This is a genomic window from Arthrobacter sp. MYb214 (assembly GCF_002979865.1).
Classification (GTDB): Bacteria; Actinomycetota; Actinomycetes; order Actinomycetales; family Micrococcaceae; genus Glutamicibacter.
In genome coordinates this window covers 186,482-204,436 of the sequence record NZ_PCPZ01000003.1, presented here as the reverse complement: position 1 = coordinate 204,436, position 17,955 = coordinate 186,482, and the positions used below count along the sequence as shown (strand labels likewise).

Here is a 17,955-nt window from a genome sequence, read left to right as displayed (position 1 = left end):
TCAACGGCATGAGCGCCGAGGCAACGCAAGAGACAAAATGCCAGGTTACGGTCAACGGAAAGGTCCGGGAATTCGACGGGCCGCCGCATACCAACGCGCTGGATTTCCTGCGCGGGCAGCAATTGATCGGATGCAAGGAAGGCTGTGCCGAGGGCGAGTGCGGCGCCTGCTCGATCCTGGTGGCCCGCAGCGATGGGGAAGGCAGCAGGTGGACGGCGGCCAACGCCTGCCTGCTGCCGGCCGCGGCGCTCGACGGCCAGGAAATCATCACCTCCGAAGGGCTGGGCAGCGTCGCGGCGCTGCATCCGGTGCAGGAAGAGATGGCCAACCGCGGCGGATCCCAGTGCGGTTATTGCACCCCCGGATTCGTCTGCTCCATGGCCGCCGAATACTACCGCCCCGAGCGGACCGCCAATCCCGCAGTCAGCGCGGGTGATGGCGGGGAGCACGAGTGCGGACCGAATGGATTCGACCTGCACGCACTGTCGGGCAATCTCTGCCGCTGCACCGGATACCGCCCGATCCGCGACGCCGCCTACGCGCTGGGCGAGCCCGAGCCGGATGACCCGCTGACTGCCCGGACCCAGCACCGGGCCCCGGCACCGGTGGCCACCGACATCCAGCGCGCCGATACCCCTACCGGGGACCTGGGCCGCTTCCGCCGGCCGGCGGACCTGGACCAGGCACTGCAGATCCTGTCAACCGAACCGCAGACCGTACTGGTGTCCGGTGCCACCGACTGGGGCGTGGAGGTCAACATCAAGGGCGCCCGCGCCCGCTCGGTGCTGGCCATCGACCGGCTGCCCGAGCTGCGCCAGATCCACTGGAACGAGCAGTACCTTGAATTGGGTGCAGGCTGCACCCTGAGCGAACTGGAACGCAAGCTCGCCGGGCAGGTTCCGCTGCTCTCCCAGCTCTTCGGGCAGTTCGCGTCAAGGCTGATCCGCAATAGCGCGACCATCGGCGGCAATCTGGGGACCGGCTCGCCCATTGGCGACACCCCGCCGGCGCTGCTGGCGCTGGAGGCCGAACTGGTCCTTTCCAGCATCCGCGGCAACCGGATGGTGGCGCTTTCGGACTACTTCACCGGCTACCGGCAGACCGTGCGCGAGCCGGGAGAGATGATCACCGCGATCCGCATCCCGTTGCCGCTGGCGCCGCTGACCAGCTTCCAGAAGATTTCCAAGCGGCGCTTCGATGACATCTCCTCGGTAGCCATCGGCTATGCGCTCACGGTGTCGGACGGCATGATTACCACGGCGAGGATCGGGCTGGGCGGCGTGGCCGCAACCCCGCTGCGCGCCGTGGCCACCGAAGCACTGTTGGAAGGCCAGCCGTGGAACCTGGAAACCATCCGGGCCGCGGCACGCACCATGGGCACCGAAGGAACCCCGATGGATGACCACCGGGCCAGCGCCAACTACCGCAAGGCCATGCTGGCCTCCTCGCTTGAACGGTTCTATGCCCAGCAGCTTGAACGCAGCTTGGAAGCAGGACAGGAGCAGAACTCATGAGCCAGCTATCCCAACGCCCCGACGCTCCGGTAGTCGGCCAGCGCCACCGCCACGAATCCGCCGCCGCGCACGTCACCGGTACCGCGCTGTATACCGACGACCTGGCCGCGCGCCTGGCCGGGGTTCTGCATGCCTACCCGGTGCAGTCCACCTGCGCCCATGGAAAAATCCTGGGCCTGGATGCCAGCGCGGCACAGCAGGTACCCGGGGTGGTCCGGGTCATCACCGCGAAAGACATCCCCGGGGTCAATGACCAGGGCGCCAAGCACGACGAGCCGCTGCTCCCGGTTCACGAGGTCATGTTCTTCGGCCAACCGGTGGCGTGGGTCCTGGGTGAAGACCTGGAAGCTGCCAAGGCCGGGGCCAAGGCGGTGCGCGTGGAGTACGAACCGCTGGACTCGCTGATCACCATCAAGGACGCGATCGCGGCCAACAGCTTCCACGGCATCCAGCCCGAGATCTCCAAGGGCGATCCGGAGGCCGCATTCGCGCAGGCGGCCCACGTTTTCGAGGGTGATTTCGAGTTCGCCGGCCAGGAGCACTTCTATCTGGAAACCCAGAACTCGCTGGCGATGGTGGATGAGAGCGGGCAGATCATGATCCACTGCTCCACCCAGCATCCCACCGAAACCCAGGACATCGTCTCGCATGTGCTGGGCATCGGCGCCCACGAGGTCACCGTGCAGGTATTGCGCATGGGAGGCGGCTTCGGCGGCAAGGAAATGCAGCCCCATGGCTATGCCGCGGTGGCGGCCCTCGGTGCGGTGCTCACCGGACGGCCGGTGCGGGTGCGGCTGGACCGCACCCTGGACATGACCATGACCGGCAAGCGCCACGGATTCCATGCAACCTGGAAAATCGGCTTCGACGGGCAGGGCAAGATCCTGGCCCTGCAGGCCCAGCTGACCGCTGACGGCGGGTGGAGCCTGGATCTGTCCGAACCGGTGCTGACCCGCGCGATGTGCCATATCGACAATTCCTATTGGATCCCGAATATCAGGGTCAACGGGCGCATCGCCAAATGCCATAAGACCTCGCAGACCGCGTTCCGCGGCTTCGGCGGTCCGCAGGGCATGCTGGTCATGGAAGACATCCTGGGCCGGGTGGCCCCGCAGCTGGGATTGGACGCCCGGGAACTGCGCCGCCGCAATTTCTACACCCAGGGACAGGACACCCCGTACTACCAGCCGGTCCGGCATCCCGAGCGCTTGGAGGCTGCTTGGACCCAGCTGCTCGGCTCGGCAGATATCGCCGCGCGCGAGGAGCAGATCGCAGAATTCAATGCCGGGCACGAGCACGCCAAAAGGGCGCTGGCGATGACGCCGGTGAAATTCGGCATCTCCTTCAACCTCACCGCCTTCAACCAGGGCGGCGCGTTGGTGCTGGTCTACAAGGACGGTTCGGTGCTGGTCAACCACGGCGGCACCGAAATGGGACAGGGCCTGCATACCAAGATGCTGCAGGTGGCCGCCACCGCCTTGGGCTTGCCGCTATCCAAGGTGCGCATTGCCCCCACACGCACCGACAAGGTGCCCAATACCTCGGCCACCGCAGCCAGCTCGGGCAGCGACCTGAACGGCGGCGCGGTCAAGGATGCGTGCGAGCAGATCCGCGGCCGGCTCGCGCAGGTGGCCGCCGGAAAATTGGGGGTTCCGGCGCAAGATCTGCGCTTCAGCCGCGGCAGGGTCACCGCGCTGGGCAAGAGCGAATCGCTGGGTTGGGAAGAAGTGGTCAACGCCGCGTACTTCCAGCGGGTCCAGCTTTCGGCCGCCGGCTTCTACCGGACCGAAGGGCTGCATTGGGACCTCTCGCAGATGACGGGCAGCCCGTTCAAGTACTTCTCCTACGGGGTGGCGGCCAGCGAGGTGGAAGTCAGCGGCTTTGACGGCTCCTATGTGCTGCGCCGCGTGGATATCGTCCATGATGTGGGCGATTCGCTCTCGCCGCTGGTGGATCTGGGGCAGATCGAGGGAGGGTTCGTGCAGGGGGCTGGCTGGCTGACCCTGGAGGATTTGCGCTGGGACACCTCCGATGGCCCGGGCCGCGGACGGGTGGCCACCCAAGCCGCGAGCACCTACAAGATCCCGAGCTTCTCCGAGATGCCTGACGTCTTCAACGTCAGCTTGCTGGACAAGGCGCATGAGGAAGGCGCGGTCTACGGTTCCAAGGCCGTGGGAGAACCGCCGCTGATGCTCGCCTTCTCGGTGCGCGAGGCACTGCGGCAGGCCATTGCCTCCTTCGGCCGCTCCGGGCGTCCGGTGCCGCTGGCGTCCCCGGCGACTCCGGAAGCGGTGTTCTGGGCGATCGAAGCGGCGCGGGAGGAGCGGTAGCCATGCTGTCGTGGATTGAAGCTGTCACCGCGCTGCGCAATGAACGGCGTCCCGCGGTGCTGGCCACCATCACCGCGGTGCGCGGGCATGCCCCACGCGAGGCCGGCGCGAAAATGGTGATTGCCAGCCAGGAGATCTTCGGAACCATCGGCGGGGGCAACCTGGAAATGGCGGCCATGGAACGGGCCCGGCAGATGATCAGCGCGGGCGGGAACCAGCCGCAGAGCATCACCATGAAGCTCAGCGACAAGGCCCCGGCCAAGTACGGCAGGCAATGCTGCGGCGGCGAGATCACGGTGCTGCTAGAGCCCTTGCCGGTTCCTGCCACGGTGGCGATCTTCGGGGTGGGAAATGTGGGAATGGAATTGGCCCGCATTCTCGCCCGCCATGACCTGGAGCTGCATCTGGTTGATTCGCGCCCGGAATTCCTGGAGGACCTGCCGGCCCTTGAACCCAGCGTGGCGCGGATCCATTCGGCGGTGGCGGTGCTCGGGGAGCAGGTGCTCAGCTGCCTGCCTGGGGGAACGCACGTGCTGATCATGACGCACGATCATGCCGAGGATTTCCACCTGTGCGATGCCGCGTTGCGCCACCCGGGCTTGGGATCGATTGGATTGATCGGGTCGAGTGCCAAGTGGGCCCGCTTCCAGAAGAATCTGCGTGCCAGCGGCTTCAGCGACGAACAGATCGCGGCGATCCAGTGCCCCATTGGGATCGAGCAGGTGCGGGGCAAGCAGCCGGCGGTGATTGCGGTGTCCGTGGCTGCCGACTTGCTGGCGAGGATCACGTCCGGGGCAAAGCAGCCGGTGCGCAGCGCCTAGATGCGGGGCCGACGGGCGATTATGAGAATTGTCTAACGTGGGGAACAAGGAGCAATGCCGGGGAGTTTAAACAGGGGAGAGCGGTGCTTCGTGCACCGCGCCCGCAACGTCTAGGAGGCCAATTCCATGTCCATGTTCGACAAGCTGCTGCGCAAGGGCAAGCAAATGGCCGGCGAGTACGTCCGGGAACAGCTCAACCAGCGCGGCTCCAATAGCAATCAGCGCGGCTCCAATAACCAGCAACGCGGCTACCAGCAGAATCCCGGCGGCTACCAGCAGCAGCCGCAGCACCAGAACTACGGCGAGCGCGGCTACGGCAACCAGCCGGCCTCGGCACCGTCGCGCGAGGATCAGGCCGCGATCGAGAAGTACCGCTACATGCTCCGTACCGCTCCGCCGCAGGATATGGAACGCGCCCACGCCGAGGCTTTCGCCCGGCTGACCCCGCAGCAACGCGAACTGCTGCATCATGAACTCTCCGAGCAGTTGCCGCCAGCAGAACGCCCGATGAGCCAGGACCCAAGGGACCTGGCCCGTTCGGCAACCCGCGCGGAGATGTCGCGTCCCGGGTTCATGGACAAGATCTTGGGTTCCGGCGGCAAGGGACGGGGCATGGGCATGGCTGCCGGCGCGGCCGGCGGCTTGGGTGTTGGCCTGCTCGGCGGCGTGGCAGGTGCGTTCATCGGCACGGCCATTGCTGGACCGCTGCTTGATGGTTTCGCCGGCATCGGCGAAGAGTTCGGTTCCATGGCCGAGGGCCTGGGCGATACCGTATCCGGTGCCGGGGAACAGCTCTCCGCGGCCGGTGAAGGCCTGGGCGGCCAGGCCGAAGGCATGTTCGGGGACTTCCTCGGCGGTGCCGGTGGGGACTTCGGCGACTTCGAGTTCTAGTAACTGGTCTCAAGCCGGCAGCAACTGCGTGTTGCTGCCGGCTTTTTCGCGCACTGTCCAGGGCTACGGACAAGCCGCTGGCTCAGCGGAAGCCGAAGTGCCTGGACGGGCTTTAGCCGAGCTGGACGGCTTCGCGGACCCGGGTGATCTGTCCCGGGGTGACCTGGCAGCAACCGCCGATCAGGCGAGCGCCTGCGGCCACGAGTTCGGGAACCGCTCCGGGCAAATCACTGCCTTCAGTTCCTGGGACCCACACACGAGCTTCGTGGTCCCAAATTTCACCGCTATTCGGGTAGGCCGACAGCGGCAAGCCGGTTTCTTCTCCCAGGATCTGCAACGCGGCCACCGCTTGGGGTACCGGACAGCAGTTCACGCCGACTGCGTCCCACACGCCGGATTCCTGAACGATTCCGGCTACGACTCGCAGATCGGTGCCATCACCCAGAACCACTCGGCCTTGGTCATCGGCGCGCACCGCAAGGCTGAGCAACGCCGGCAGTTGCAGCTCCCGAGCCAATACGGTCAATGCTTCTGCTTCTGCCAGGCTGGGCACGGTTTCAAAGATGACCAGATCGGCACCGGCATCAGCCAGGATTTCCAAGCGCTTGCGGTGCCAGTTAGCCAGCTCGGAGGCCGTCTTGCGATAGGCGCCGTCGTATTCGGTCCCGGCGCCCGGCCCGGCACCGTAGGGCCCCACCGAGGCGGCCACCCAGCGTGCTGTGTCCGTGCGCCCAGCGCTGGAGGCTTCTCGCGCCAGGCGCACGCTGGTGCGCAGCATTTGTTCCATCTTCTGCTCGGAGCCCACCTGAGCCAGGCCGTCATAGCTGACCTGGTAGGAGCAGGTCGTGGCAACTTGGGCGCCGGCAGCGAAAAAGTCCTGGTGTGCCGCGCGGACCTCTTCGGGGCGGTCCATGAGGATCTGCGCTGACCACAGGTGCCCGGTCACGTCATTGCCGCGATCGGCCAGATGGGTGCCGAGACCGCCGTCGAGGATGATTGGCGGGCTGCCTTCGGCGCGCAATGCGTCACGGAAATTGCTGGGGTGGTTTGGGATATGCACGTCATCGAGGGTACACGGCGAGTGCTTGGATGACCGACCTTGACGCCGTGTGACCACAGATGACATGCCCGTCCGGGACTGCCGTCCAAGCTCGATATCCTGCAAGCGCATTCATTCCACAAGGAGCCCCATGACCGAGAGCATCGTCAGCACCAACGAGACTGCACCAGCCGATTCCGGACTGCTAAGAACCATGACCTCGCGTCATCTGGTGATGATCGCTTTGGGCGGGGTGATCGGCTCGGGCCTGTTCGTTTCCTCCGGATACACCATTGCCCAAGCCGGGCCGCTGGGCGCGGTGCTGGCCTATGCAGTCGGAGCCTTGGTGGCCTACATGGTGATGAGCGGGCTGGGAGAGCTATCGGCGCGGCATCCGGTGGCAGGAGGATTCCATGCACACGCCACCCGTGATCTTGGACCAGCGTGGGGTTTTGCTACGGCGTGGCTCTACTGGCTGTGCTGGGCGGTAGCCCTGGCCAGCGAATTCACCGCAGCCGGGCTGCTGATGCAACGTTGGTTCCCCTCGATTTCCGTCTGGGTCTTCTCACTGGTTTTCGCTGCTTTGCTGTTTGCGCTGAATGCGACTTCATCGCGGGTCTTCGGCGAAACCGAATTCTGGTTTGCGCTGATCAAGGTGGCGGCGGTGCTGCTGGTGATTGTCGTTGGCGCCGCCACGATCATCGGCATCAACCCGGCCAGTGACGCCGGCGTGATTGGCCTGTCCAACTTCAGCACCGAAGGGGGACTGTTCCCTGCGGGGATTACCGGAGTACTGGTCACCGTCCTCTCGGTGTTCTACGCATTCAGCGGTACCGAGCTGATCGGCGTAGCGGCCGGCGAGGCGAAGAACCCGCAGCTGAGCATTCCGCGGGCCATCCGCACCGCCGTGGTTCGCTTGGCGGTGTTCTTCATCGGTGCCATCGTGGTCGTAGCCGCAATTATCCCGTTTGCCGAGGCGGGCGCGAATGAGAGTCCGTTCGTCACGGTCCTGGATGTCGCCGGCCTGCCAGCCGGTGCGGACATCATGAACTTCGTGATCATCACCGCCCTGCTCTCGGCAGGCAACTCCGGACTGTACTCATGCGCTCGCATGCTGCATTCCATGGGAGCCGCAGGCCAGGCGCCCAAAGCCCTGTCCAAGACCAACAGCAGGGGCATTCCGATGCTGGCCCTGAGCCTGTCGATCCTCGGCGGACTGGTATCGCTGTTCTCCAGCTTCATCGCGGCGCAGTCGCTCTTCATGGCTTTGGTATCCATTGCCGGGTTTGCGGTAGTAGCGGTGTGGATCGTGATCTGTGCATCGCATCTGTCGTTCCGCCGGCACTACGTAGCCCTGCATGGATCCACCGATTCCCTGCCCTATCGGGCACCATTGTTCCCGATTCTGCCGATCATCGCCTTGGTGCTGCTTGGCGCTTCGCTGGTGGGCGTGGCTTTTGATCCAGTGCAGCGTCCAGCACTGTACTTCGGTGTTCCGTTCACCCTTGCCTGCTTGGCCTATTACCGCTGGCGCCATGGCGCTGGGGTGTTCAGCCCGCAGCGTGAAGCCGAAAGTGCGGGATCGTTCGCGGGAAACTGAACCGGCGCAGAGTCCTGCGGCCCTACTGTTCCACGAGTGGAAGGTGGACCAGTGTGCGTTGCCCGTTTTGCACCATGAATCCGCGGCCCGGCGGGAATTCGTGGCGCTTGACGCGCGGGAAGGGCACCTTGAACAGCGAGTCCCCGTCGTAGGCGTCGGGCTTGAGCGCGATGCCGTGGCGGTTGGACTTCAGTTCGCCGAGCAGTCCGAAGCTGGAGGAGAACGCGTTGATGTCTCCGTCGGCGATCAGGAAGTGGTCGGAGCGGTTGATGGCCTTGAGCAGTTCCTTGAGCGGGCGCTCGGCATCCGAATCGGCGAACTCGGTGAAGTTCTCCACAACGAACACGATCTTGCCCGGCATGGAATCGTCGGCGACCAGATCCAGCATGTCCTTGGCGAACTGCCGGGTCTGAGCCGGGCCCGAGGCCGCGCCGTTCCAAGTCCGCCAGCCGCGCAGCTCGGCGCGCCGGCCGCCAATGTGGAAGAACTGGGTGGCCGGGTTGGCGCGTTCCAGCGCGGTGACCATGGCGCGCATGGTGTTGGTCTTCCCGCTTTGCGGCGGCCCGGCGATGACGAAGGTGCCGATGGGCTCGAAGCCGCAGGGTGCGAGGGTGGCATCCGACAGGCCGATGGCCGGCTGCCCGTTGACCGTGTCGGGCAGCGCCGCCGCGGAGAATTCCTGCGGCAGCGACTCGACTCCGGCCGCCTGCGGGGCACCGGAAGCTGCCAGCTCTTGGGCCCAGCTGGTAGTCAGCGCGGTCTGCTCGGCCACGTTCGCGGTGCCGCCCAGCACGGCGATCTGCGCCTCGTGGCCCTTGATGATGGCGCGACCCGGGGCACTGCGTTCGCCCAGCACATCCTTGGCCACGCCCAGCACGTTGTAGGCCTGCTCGTCGGCCATGCGCAGCACCACGCGCTGGGTGATGTTCGCGCTGATCGCGGTGGGCACCGCGCCGAAGCGGTCGGCGGTGGTGACCACGTGCACGCCCAGCGGGCGGCCTTCGCCCACGATGCGCATGAACACCTGGTAGTACTCGCCGCGGCCGTGGCCCAGCTCCCAGTCGCTGCGGAACTGGCCGAAGCCGTCGATCAGCAAGAAGATGCGCGGTTCGGACAAGTCGCCGGTGACCTGGCGGTATTCGCTCAAGGAGGCGGCGTTCGCGGCCGCGTACCGGGCCGAGCGCTCATCGAGGTGCTCGGCCAGGATGCGGAAGACGCGCTGGATGCGCTCCACGTCATCGCCGCCGATCACCGCGCCGACATGCGGCAGCGGATCGAGCGACCGCAGCGAGCTGGTGCCGAATTCCAGCGCGTACACCGCTGCGGTGCCGGCCGAAGGGTTGGCTCCCGCGGCGATCGCGATGCTGCGCAGGGCCGCCGACTTGCCCGCGCCGGAGGTGCCGTAGACCAGCAGGTGGCCGTCGGTATCGGGTTCGAACCAAGCAGTTTCCTGGGCCTGGTGCTCGGGGATGTCGGCCAGGGCCAGCGGGATCCGGCTGTCCGAATCCGGGGCGAGCTCGCGCAAGTCCACAGTGGCCGAGAGATCATCGAGCCATGGCCGGCGCGGTGCCGGGATCCCGGCCCCGTTGGATGCCGCGATGAAGCTGGAGACCAGGCGCTTCTGGTCGTTCGGGCCGCTGTTCTCCTCGATGTCCGGTGTCCCCGATTCGGGTTGCTCCCAGACGCGCGCGCCGCCGAAGCGCAGGTCCTCCACCCGCACTTCGGCCGTTTCGGGCTCGTCGGTGGTCCAGCCTCCGGCGTAGCCGGACTGGAAGGGCACCAGCCGGCCCGGGCCGGTCTTGGCGATGCCGCGGCCGGGCAGCGACGGATCGAAGCCGGCGGCGATGGGGTCCTCCACCACGTCATTGGAGTCGGCGGCGTCGGCCATGCGCAGGGCCACGCGCAGGTTGGTATTGGCGCGCAGGTTGTCCTTGATCACCCCGGCCGGGCGCTGGGTGGCCAGGATCAGGTGGATTCCCAATGAACGGCCGCGCTGGGCGATGTCCACTACGCCGTCCACGAATTCCGGGACCTCCCCGGCCAGGGCGGCGAACTCGTCGACCACCAGGACCAGGGCCGGAGGGGTCTCCGGGTCCTGGCGCTTTTCCAGCTCCAGCAGGTCCTTGGCCTTCTTGCGGTGGAAGAGCTTCTCGCGGTGGTGCAGCTCGGCACGCAGGCTGGTCAGCGCGCGGCGGACCAGGTGCGGGGAGAGGTCGGTGACCAGCCCGACGCAGTGCGGCAGGTCCACGCAGTCGGCGAAGGCCGAGCCGCCCTTGTAATCCACGAAGAGGAAGGTGACCCGGTCGGGGCTGTATTCGGCGGCCATCGCCAGTACCCAGGCCTGCAGGAATTCGGACTTGCCCGAGCCGGTGGTGCCGCCTACCAGGGCGTGCGGGCCCTGGGTGCGCAGATCCAGGCTCATCGCATCCGGGGTGCTCTGGCCGATGTAGGCGCGCAGGGTTCCGGCGCGCTTGAGCCGCGGCCGGGGCCCGGTGGCGGCGCGGTCGATCACCGAGTTGTTCTGCTTCCAGCGCTCGAGCACCGCGTCCGGTGCTTCGGCCAGATCAGTGCCCAGGATGCGCAGCAGCGACACCGAGTCCGGGATATCCGAAGAGTCCGGGACCAGCGAGCTGGAGTCAACGATCGGAGCCAGCCGACGGGCGAAGTGCTCTGCATGCTCGCGCGAGACCCCTTCCACGGTCACCTGGCGGGCTTCTTCGCCGGCGCGCACCCAGCCCACGCGGGCATCCTCCAGGCCCCGGGTGACATCCACGAAGGTGCGGCAGGCCGCGGGCAGGGACTGGACGGTGGGGGCCACGAAAATCGTGTAGATGCCCACGGCCGGTCCGCGCTCGATGATCTGCGAGAGCCGGGCGCGGTCCACCGGGGCGTCATTGCTGACGAACAGCACCAGCGAGAGGTCCTTGGCTACCGGCAGGCTGGTGTTCTGCTCGCCGGCTTCCTTGCCCAGCTCCATGGAGGAGTTGCGGGTGGACAGCGGGCCCAGCCGGTAGGAGGCCGGGTCGTTGCGCCGGGCGATGAGCTCTTCCAGGGCGTTGAGCAGCACGGTGCCCGAGGTCTGCGTATCGGCCAGCGCCAGCTGGGCCAGCGGGGAGCGCGGCCCGGTGGTGTGCGGCAGCCACTTGAACCATTCCAGGTCCCCGGTCCAGGCCGGGTCGATGATCGCGGCGGTGCACAGGTCGTTGGGGGCGTGCAGGCCGAAAAGCTGCACGGCCAGCGAGCGCAGGACATCGGCGGACTGCAGCCGGGGCCCGGCAATGCCGATGGCGCCGGCAGAGGGCAGCAGCTCGATGATCGGCACATCGTCGATCATCCGGTATTGCTCGGTGAGCGCTTCGACCCGTTCGACGTATTCCTGCAGTCCTGCCCGGTCCGCCAACGGGGCCACGGTGGTGCGGCTGCGGGCGGTTCCCGAGCCCAGCCGCAGGGAGAGGAAATTCCAGTGCTCCGGGCGCCGGGTCCAGAGCAGCTGGCCCAGGGACTCGGCCTGCTCGAAGACCGTTGCGGTGGCTGGGGCTTCGCTGCGCCGGTGGGCGCGTTCGGCTTCCTCCCCGGCCAGCAGGCCATCTTCCAATGCCTCGAATTGCCGTTCGAAGGTCTCGATTTCCAGGCGCAGCTTGTTGTTGTTCTGGGTGCGCTGGCCGATCAGGTTGCCCAGCATCATCAGCGGCGAGACCAGCACTACAATTAGCGACAGCGCGCGCTGGGTCAGCGAGAAAATGGTCAAGCCCATTATCAGCGGTGCGAAGATCATCGGCCAGGGGAAGAGCTTGGGGCTGGCTTCCTGCGGGATCGCCGGGCGAGGCAGTTCCTCGCCGGGGTAGCGGATCTCCACCCGCGGGGAGCGGTTGAAGAGGATCGAGCCGCCCATCTCGTAGACCGGGGACTGCCCCGTGGCGGTCCCGTGCAGCAGCTCGAAGTAGACATCCGTGGCGCCCAGGGTGATCAGCTGGCCGGGGATCACCGAGACGCGCTGGGCCAACCCGCCATCCACTAGGATGCCGTTGGCGGAGTTCAGGTCCACCAGCTCGATCTTGCTGCCCACCTCGATGCGCGCATGCCGGGTGGAGACCATGCGGTCGTTGAGCACCACGGTGGCCTTCTCCGAGCGCCCCACATAGGAGGTGCCGGCGGGCAGCGCGAAGGCCATGCCGGCATCCGGGCCGTTGGCTACTCGCAGCACCGCGGCCGCCGAGCCGCCCGAGACGAAGGCGTCGGTAGTCGGCACGACTTCGATGGCGAAGCCCGAACCCAGTTCCGCTTCGGCCAGCGGGGTGTGCGGATCGAGCTGCACCGGGGCGGTGCCGGTGGCCGTGGCCAGCAGCGTGGGATGCTCGGGAACCTGCTCCCCGGCCAGGGCGCGGGCGGCATCTCCCACGGTGGCGGTCGCATCGCAGGTCAGGATGACGTCCACGGTGCTGGTGTCCGGTCGCCTGAGCGTGGCCTTGATTTTCACTTGGCGGTCTCCTGGAAGGTAATGCGGAAGGTGCGGCTGCCGACTTGGACGACGTCACCGTCATTCAGATGCAGGCGGACATGGGGCGGTGCATTGTGCGGGGCGCGGGAGGCGACGATGACCTGGGTGCCATTGCTGGATCCCAGATCCATGATCCAGGCATTCGCCCCGTCGCAGCCGAAGGCCAGATGCGTTTTGGACATCAGACGTTCCGGGTCCTTCAGCGCGACCAGCAGTTCATTGCCGGTGTCCGCGGTGGCCTGGGGCGCACGCCCGATCAGCCCGGATTCGGGAACCGGGATGTAGGACCCGTCGTCGAAGGCGAAGGCCGCGCGGCGGACGATTCCCAGACCTTGCTCCGAAGGCGAATGCCAGTCGCTGTTCTGCGCTCCGACAATGCCAGCGGTGGACCGGGCACGCGAAGGCACGGCGGCTTCTTCGCGCCCGGCGTCGTCTTCGATCGTTCCCAATGACGGCAGATGCTCGGAGATATCCCGGTCCGGGCGCGAAAGCAGGTATTCGGCACGGGCCAGCGCCCGCGGGTTGGTGGGGTCCAGTCCATTGCGCACATCGACTACATAGGTCTGGGCAATCTTGTCCAGCCAGCTGCGGCGGTGCTCTTTGTCGAACAGGCAGGAGGCCAGTAGCAGGACGGGGCCAATGAGCGGGAGGAGATGGCTAAGCAGGAAGACAAAAGACGCGACCATGACGCGGGGGAAACCCGGTGCGGCGAAGCGGCCCAGTCCGGTGGCGCGCAGTCGCATCGCGGACTTGCCGGGAGAAGAGCCCTTGCGGCTGTTCATCGCGATCAAGATGATCAGGTAGACCAGCAGCAGCAATGCGCTGACCGCGGACAGGACGAGCGGAACGGTGGAATACTGCCCGGTAACCCGGAAGATCACGTAGCCGATGCCGGCGGGCAGCAACGCCGCCAGCGAAACAGCGTAGTCGATAAGGTAGGACCAAATGCGCAGGCGTGCTTCGGCCGGCCGCATTCCGAGGGTGGAGGATTTGGCGAGGGCTGCTGCTGAAACGACGTCCATGGGACCTTTCTACTTCAGTTCAATACCGGCCTGCCACGGGGAGTTCTCCCCATTGAACGGAGGCCATCTGCCACATTATTCTAGACTGTGAACGAACTAGAGTGGCCCGGCAAGCGGGCCAGTCGACGAGTTGAGGAGCATTGTTGTGACTGATTTCAAGGCCAATTACGGCGAAATGGAAGCCATGGCATCGAAGCTTGATACCGGGCGCGAAGACCTGGATGGCGTTCTTGAGCAGCTGCAGTCCGGCGTGGACAAGCTGCTGGGCGAAGACTTCACCACCGAGCACGCTTCGGGCCAGTTCGGCGAAGGCTACAAGGACCTGAACGATGGCTTGAAGAAGGCTTTCGACGGCATTAATGACATGGCCATCGCCCTGCGCGACATGATGGAGCAGATCCAGGACACCGACCGTTCCATGGCTGGCAAGTAGGACCGTTTTTTACGGGGTAATGTGGCCGCCTTGGGAAATTACGGGCGGCCACATTTTTCTTGCACCGCCTGATCCTTGAATGCCGAATTGTTCTGCAGCGTCGTCGCTGGATACCTGAGGAGTCGTTTGCACTATGGCCGATGAAATCTATTTGGCGCGCCTGGAAGAAATTGTCACGGAGTTAGGCAATAGTATTAAGGATTTCGAGAATGCGTCTGACTTTGCCAAGGGCATGGCCGGCTCAGTGGGAGACCCGATGGGCAAAGGCGATCTGAAAGACCGAGTCAAGGACTTCGAAGACAACTGGAACGATACCCGAGATGACCTCCTCAAGAATCTTGAAGGAGTGCATACCGGCTTGAAGGACATCAAGGATGGATTCGAAGAGTGGGATCTGGAAACGAAGAAGGCCTTCTTGAATTCACGTGCTTCCGATGCCCCCAAAGAAGCTAAGTAAACTGAGAGAGTTGACGACATGACCTTGGAATCGCCAAAGGGTACAACCCTGCAGCTCATCGACGGAAATCCTGATGACCTGCTCCGGAGCGCCAAGGACTTGATCACCTCGGGCGAGGAGATGGAACGCTCTGCGGCCAGGCTGGAAGACATCAGTAACGGGACGTCGGATCTGAAGTCTGAAGCTATCGCCAAGCTGCGTGAGAACGCTGGAGACGTATTTCCCGAGTTGCGCAAGGCGGCCATCCGATACGACGGCACAGGCCAGGCCCTGAAGAAATATTCCTATGCTTTGGACCGGGTCCAAGGCGCGCTCCAAATGTGCACCGCTGAGGGCGGAGTGGATTCGTACACGAGCTTGAACGCGCTGATCACGGACATCGAGGATGCGCACCAGAGCGTGCAAACCAAGAGAAGCCAAGAAGACACCGCCGAAGGCGCGGTAGATGATGCCGACGGATTCCTCGGCTTCAGCGAAGGGACCGACAAGGAAAAAGCGGAAGCCAAAAGCGACCTGACAGAAGCAACCGCTGCGCGCGAAGAAGCCGAAGAAGAACTGCGTGAGCTGTGGGGCAAATTCGACGGTCGCGTATCCTATTGGGAAGATGCCTACGATGAGGCAGTCGGCGAAATCGAGGATGCCTTCAAAGCCGCGGACAACGATGACAAGTTCCTCTCCACCCTGGGTTCGGTTCTAGGCTGGATTGCCTTGGGCGTGGGTATTGCGGCCTTGTTCATCACTTCGCCGGTGTGGGGACCGATCGCATCAGCAATTGCGGTGATCGCTGCCGTTGCCGTGGTGGCAATCGAGGTCATCAAGATGGTCCAAGGCGATGGCGACTGGACCAGTTTGCTGATAGCGGTAGTCGGAATTATCCCCTTCGGCCGTTTTGCTGGAAAAGCCTTCTCCGGCTTAAGCAAGGCATTTCCCTCGGGGATCAAGGCAGGATCCAAAGCGGGACCTCGGAACATCATCAAGGCCTTTAGCAAAACGCGTTCCAGCACGGGGCGCGGCATTGTCAGGTCTTCCATCAAGTCGGGCACCAAGCGCCCACCGAAAACTACGATCCGTGGAAGCCGCCAGACCAAAGCCAAGATCCGGCGCAACAACCGCAAGATCGAGCAAAAGTACCAGCAGACCGTTTCCGGCAAGAGCAATAAGTATTTGGATGGTTTCAACAAGGAATTCAAAGGCGACTGGAAGACATACGTGAAGTACATCTCGGAGGGAAGCGCGACAAAGCATCGCGAGATGGCTGCGTACATACTGAAGAACCCTGACGACGTGGGTCCCCAAGCTAAGGCCTGGGCGGAAAAGATTGCGAAGCACGGGAACTGGGAAGACCGGGGCAACGTCATAGTGACCGCGCCTCCTAGCCTCTGGGACTTGACTCGCGAGAAGTAGCTTAGGCGCGGAGCAATCCGTAAAGTGAACATCCGAGCTACACATTGAATTGGCGGGAGAAACGATGAGCGCAACACCACCAACGTCGAAGGCGCGTCCCCGAGGCATCGGATATAGCTTGCTTTATCCGGCAGGTTGGCGCGAATTCAACAGCAGTGTGGAGCACGAGCAGGCTTTGACGAAGCTGGTGACTGCTGAGCCCAAGGCACTTGGGCGCGCAGACCTGGTATTGATGCTTCGACGGCAAATGCACCAGACATTCGAGTACTTGAGGCGCCGTGGATCACTTGGCTTCGCAATGCCGGTAGAGAAACTTGCCGTCGGTGCAATGCCGGTTTCCGTGATCCTGACACCACTCAAGGTGGGGCCCTCCGGCACTTTGCTGGATGCTGCGCGAAAGGCCGCAGGCGGCAACCAGATCGAAATCGAAGATGCCGACGGAGCAGACTGGTACCTCTGGTCTTCCGTGGAGCAAACTGCCGAAGCTCCCGAGCTCAAGAACAATGGCCTGAACATGGTTGTTCCTCGTCCTTTGCCGGATGGAAGCATCGATCCGGATCCAAAAGCTGGATTGTGGTTGCTTTATTCCTACGCGCACGTTGAGTCGGAGAATGGTGAGGCATTCGCCGAAGGATTAAGGTCGTTGGGCTTGTCGATACTGGGAACTTTCAAATGGGTGCCAATTCAATGACAACATACGAGATTGAACCGGATCTGGAATTCTGGATTCCAGTACCTCGCTCATTTCCTGAAGATAATTGGGAGACGGCGGAGCAATGGGCACAGGACCTTGCGGAATTGGCCATCCCGGAAGATCCTGAGCTGCGGAAGGTCTATGAGCAGCTGGCTTTGGACGTGGCGAACAACCAGATAGCCGAAGCCGAGCATACACTCTGGTATTCGCCTGAAGATGGACACGCACTGGGCACTGCCCACTTGATAGTTCTGGACGATGAGCCGGAAAAGAGCTTGGCGGAATTGGCCATGCCGATTTACGAGCCAGCCACGCCTGTCCAAACCAGTGAATACCAATCGGAGTCGGTTGGCCAGATTCTCCAGTTGACGTCGGTCATAGCGATGGACGCGCGGTCAGGAGATACGGACACAGCAGTCATGCCTGCCGTAGGGCATGTGAGGACCGTTGCGCGTTCGCACGGGCTGGTATTCCTGCTGGAAGCCTACGACTCGGACCTGTCTGCGTTGAGCTTCATGATGGACCCTATGATCGACTTTTTCGAAGCCGTCAACTTTGAAGAGGATGAATTCGATAGTGAAATGGATGAGAATTGAATACTGCCAGATCCAGGCTCCCCGAACACAAAGATTTTGTAACTAACTCCTTGCATCTATATCCAAGAATCGACAAGGGGTTTTCCCTAGTGCTGTTGGGCGGGATTCTGTGCATCGTGGGAATCTATCTAATCGCGAATGATTTACCCTCGACATCAAGTTATCTATCCCAGATTGTTTTGCAAGGAATTCCGACCGTGATCGGAGCCATTCTTGCTATTTTCGGAGTCGTCGCACTTGTCACCGCACTAAAAGGCGCGGCACGCAAGGGCAACGAGGCGATCGACCTGAGATTCAAAGCCAGCGGCCTGACCGTTCGGGGCGGTCGCAAGATCAACTGGGATTCGATTACCTCGGTGACAGGTATCGAGCATGTAAATAATGCGAAAGTCCAAGTCCTTTGGGACCGAGCCGATCTGAACCGGTCATTGGAAATTTATGTTGATGATTCCGTGGATGGCCCCAATGGAAACTCCAAGGATGGAACGACATACGTTCGGGTTTCGCTTCGCCATTACCCTGCCATAGAGTACCGGACCCTTTATGAGCAAATGCTGGACCAATTCGAAAAACGCGGCATACCCCTTGTATTCGAGGCACGAGCTACGCAGTTCTGAATCTCCGCGTACTGGAGCTCCATCGCCGATGCCGCTAAC

General features: G+C 63.8%; 14 protein-coding genes. 11 read left to right on the top strand and 3 right to left on the bottom strand.

The window, feature by feature from the left end; all coding sequences use genetic code 11:
• Positions 1-8: 8 nt before the first annotated feature.
• The 4 genes from CQ012_RS09690 (at position 9) to CQ012_RS09675 (ending at position 5,556) form a co-directional block, all read left to right on the top strand.
• Positions 9-1,514, top strand: coding sequence for a xanthine dehydrogenase small subunit (locus CQ012_RS09690; protein WP_105662033.1), 1,506 nt, complete (start codon positions 9-11; stop codon positions 1,512-1,514).
• Positions 1,511-3,844, top strand: a complete 2,334-nt coding sequence (gene xdhB / locus CQ012_RS09685) for a xanthine dehydrogenase molybdopterin binding subunit (protein ID WP_105662032.1) — start codon at positions 1,511-1,513, stop codon at positions 3,842-3,844. The genes CQ012_RS09690 and xdhB overlap by 4 nt, the downstream gene beginning before the upstream one ends.
• 2 nt (positions 3,845-3,846) lie before the next feature.
• Complete coding sequence (gene xdhC, locus CQ012_RS09680; protein WP_105656201.1) at positions 3,847-4,665, top strand: xanthine dehydrogenase accessory protein XdhC; 819 nt, start codon at positions 3,847-3,849, stop codon at positions 4,663-4,665.
• A 126-nt stretch (positions 4,666-4,791) separates the two neighbouring features.
• Positions 4,792-5,556 (top strand): hypothetical protein, encoded by a 765-nt coding sequence (locus CQ012_RS09675; RefSeq protein ID WP_105656202.1) that lies wholly within the window; start codon positions 4,792-4,794, stop codon positions 5,554-5,556.
• A 112-nt stretch (positions 5,557-5,668) separates the two neighbouring features.
• On the opposite strand, the gene mmuM is transcribed toward CQ012_RS09675, so the two are convergent.
• Positions 5,669-6,616 carry a homocysteine S-methyltransferase gene (mmuM, locus tag CQ012_RS09670; RefSeq protein ID WP_286134047.1) on the bottom strand — a complete coding sequence of 316 codons (948 nt, stop codon included), beginning with the start codon at positions 6,614-6,616 and terminating at the stop codon, positions 5,669-5,671.
• Between the two features lie 130 nt (positions 6,617-6,746).
• On the opposite strand from mmuM, the gene CQ012_RS09665 reads away from it, so the two are divergent.
• Positions 6,747-8,195, top strand: a complete 1,449-nt coding sequence (locus tag CQ012_RS09665; RefSeq protein ID WP_105656203.1) for an amino acid permease — start codon at positions 6,747-6,749, stop codon at positions 8,193-8,195.
• Positions 8,196-8,217: 22 nt separating this feature from the next.
• Here the strand turns inward: CQ012_RS09665 and CQ012_RS09660 are convergent, their stop codons facing one another.
• Positions 8,218-12,672: a type VII secretion EssC family protein gene (locus CQ012_RS09660; RefSeq protein ID WP_105656204.1), complete on the bottom strand. Its 4,455-nt coding sequence runs from the start codon at positions 12,670-12,672 to the stop codon at positions 8,218-8,220.
• On the bottom strand, positions 12,669-13,715 hold the full coding sequence (locus CQ012_RS09655; protein ID WP_105656205.1) for an RDD family protein: 1,047 nt from the start codon (positions 13,713-13,715) through the stop codon (positions 12,669-12,671). The genes CQ012_RS09660 and CQ012_RS09655 overlap by 4 nt, the downstream gene beginning before the upstream one ends.
• A 145-nt stretch (positions 13,716-13,860) precedes the next feature.
• On the opposite strand from CQ012_RS09655, the gene CQ012_RS09650 reads away from it, so the two are divergent.
• From CQ012_RS09650 to CQ012_RS09625, 6 genes are all read left to right on the top strand, one after another.
• Positions 13,861-14,148, top strand: coding sequence for a WXG100 family type VII secretion target (locus tag CQ012_RS09650; protein WP_066141890.1), 288 nt, complete (start codon positions 13,861-13,863; stop codon positions 14,146-14,148).
• A 133-nt stretch (positions 14,149-14,281) separates the two neighbouring features.
• Positions 14,282-14,605, top strand: coding sequence for a hypothetical protein (locus tag CQ012_RS09645; protein WP_105656206.1), 324 nt, complete (start codon positions 14,282-14,284; stop codon positions 14,603-14,605).
• 18 nt (positions 14,606-14,623) lie between these two features.
• On the top strand, positions 14,624-16,009 hold the full coding sequence (locus CQ012_RS09640) for a hypothetical protein (RefSeq protein ID WP_105656207.1): 1,386 nt from the start codon (positions 14,624-14,626) through the stop codon (positions 16,007-16,009).
• 64 nt (positions 16,010-16,073) lie between these two features.
• Positions 16,074-16,700 carry a hypothetical protein gene (locus tag CQ012_RS09635; RefSeq protein ID WP_146112212.1) on the top strand — a complete coding sequence of 209 codons (627 nt, stop codon included), beginning with the start codon at positions 16,074-16,076 and terminating at the stop codon, positions 16,698-16,700.
• Complete coding sequence (locus CQ012_RS09630) at positions 16,682-17,299, top strand: hypothetical protein (protein ID WP_146112943.1); 618 nt, start codon at positions 16,682-16,684, stop codon at positions 17,297-17,299. The genes CQ012_RS09635 and CQ012_RS09630 overlap by 19 nt, the downstream gene beginning before the upstream one ends.
• Positions 17,300-17,496: 197 nt before the next feature.
• Complete coding sequence (locus CQ012_RS09625) at positions 17,497-17,916, top strand: hypothetical protein (protein WP_105656210.1); 420 nt, start codon at positions 17,497-17,499, stop codon at positions 17,914-17,916.
• Positions 17,917-17,955 lie beyond the last annotated feature (39 nt).

Excerpts from the sequence above, each read along its gene's own strand:
- CQ012_RS09690 (WP_105662033.1), top strand. The coding sequence starts at position 9 with ATGAGCGCCGAGGCAACGCAAGAGACAAAATGCCAGGTTACGGTCAAC.
- xdhB (WP_105662032.1), top strand. The coding sequence starts at position 1,511 with ATGAGCCAGCTATCCCAACGCCCCGACGCTCCGGTAGTCGGCCAGCGC.
- xdhC (WP_105656201.1), top strand. The coding sequence starts at position 3,847 with ATGCTGTCGTGGATTGAAGCTGTCACCGCGCTGCGCAATGAACGGCGT.
- CQ012_RS09675 (WP_105656202.1), top strand. The coding sequence starts at position 4,792 with ATGTCCATGTTCGACAAGCTGCTGCGCAAGGGCAAGCAAATGGCCGGC.
- CQ012_RS09665 (WP_105656203.1), top strand. The coding sequence starts at position 6,747 with ATGACCGAGAGCATCGTCAGCACCAACGAGACTGCACCAGCCGATTCC.
- CQ012_RS09655 (WP_105656205.1), bottom strand. The coding sequence starts at position 13,715 with ATGGACGTCGTTTCAGCAGCAGCCCTCGCCAAATCCTCCACCCTCGGA.
- CQ012_RS09645 (WP_105656206.1), top strand. The coding sequence starts at position 14,282 with ATGGCCGATGAAATCTATTTGGCGCGCCTGGAAGAAATTGTCACGGAG.
- CQ012_RS09640 (WP_105656207.1), top strand. The coding sequence starts at position 14,624 with ATGACCTTGGAATCGCCAAAGGGTACAACCCTGCAGCTCATCGACGGA.
- CQ012_RS09635 (WP_146112212.1), top strand. The coding sequence starts at position 16,074 with ATGAGCGCAACACCACCAACGTCGAAGGCGCGTCCCCGAGGCATCGGA.
- CQ012_RS09630 (WP_146112943.1), top strand. The coding sequence starts at position 16,682 with ATGGGTGCCAATTCAATGACAACATACGAGATTGAACCGGATCTGGAA.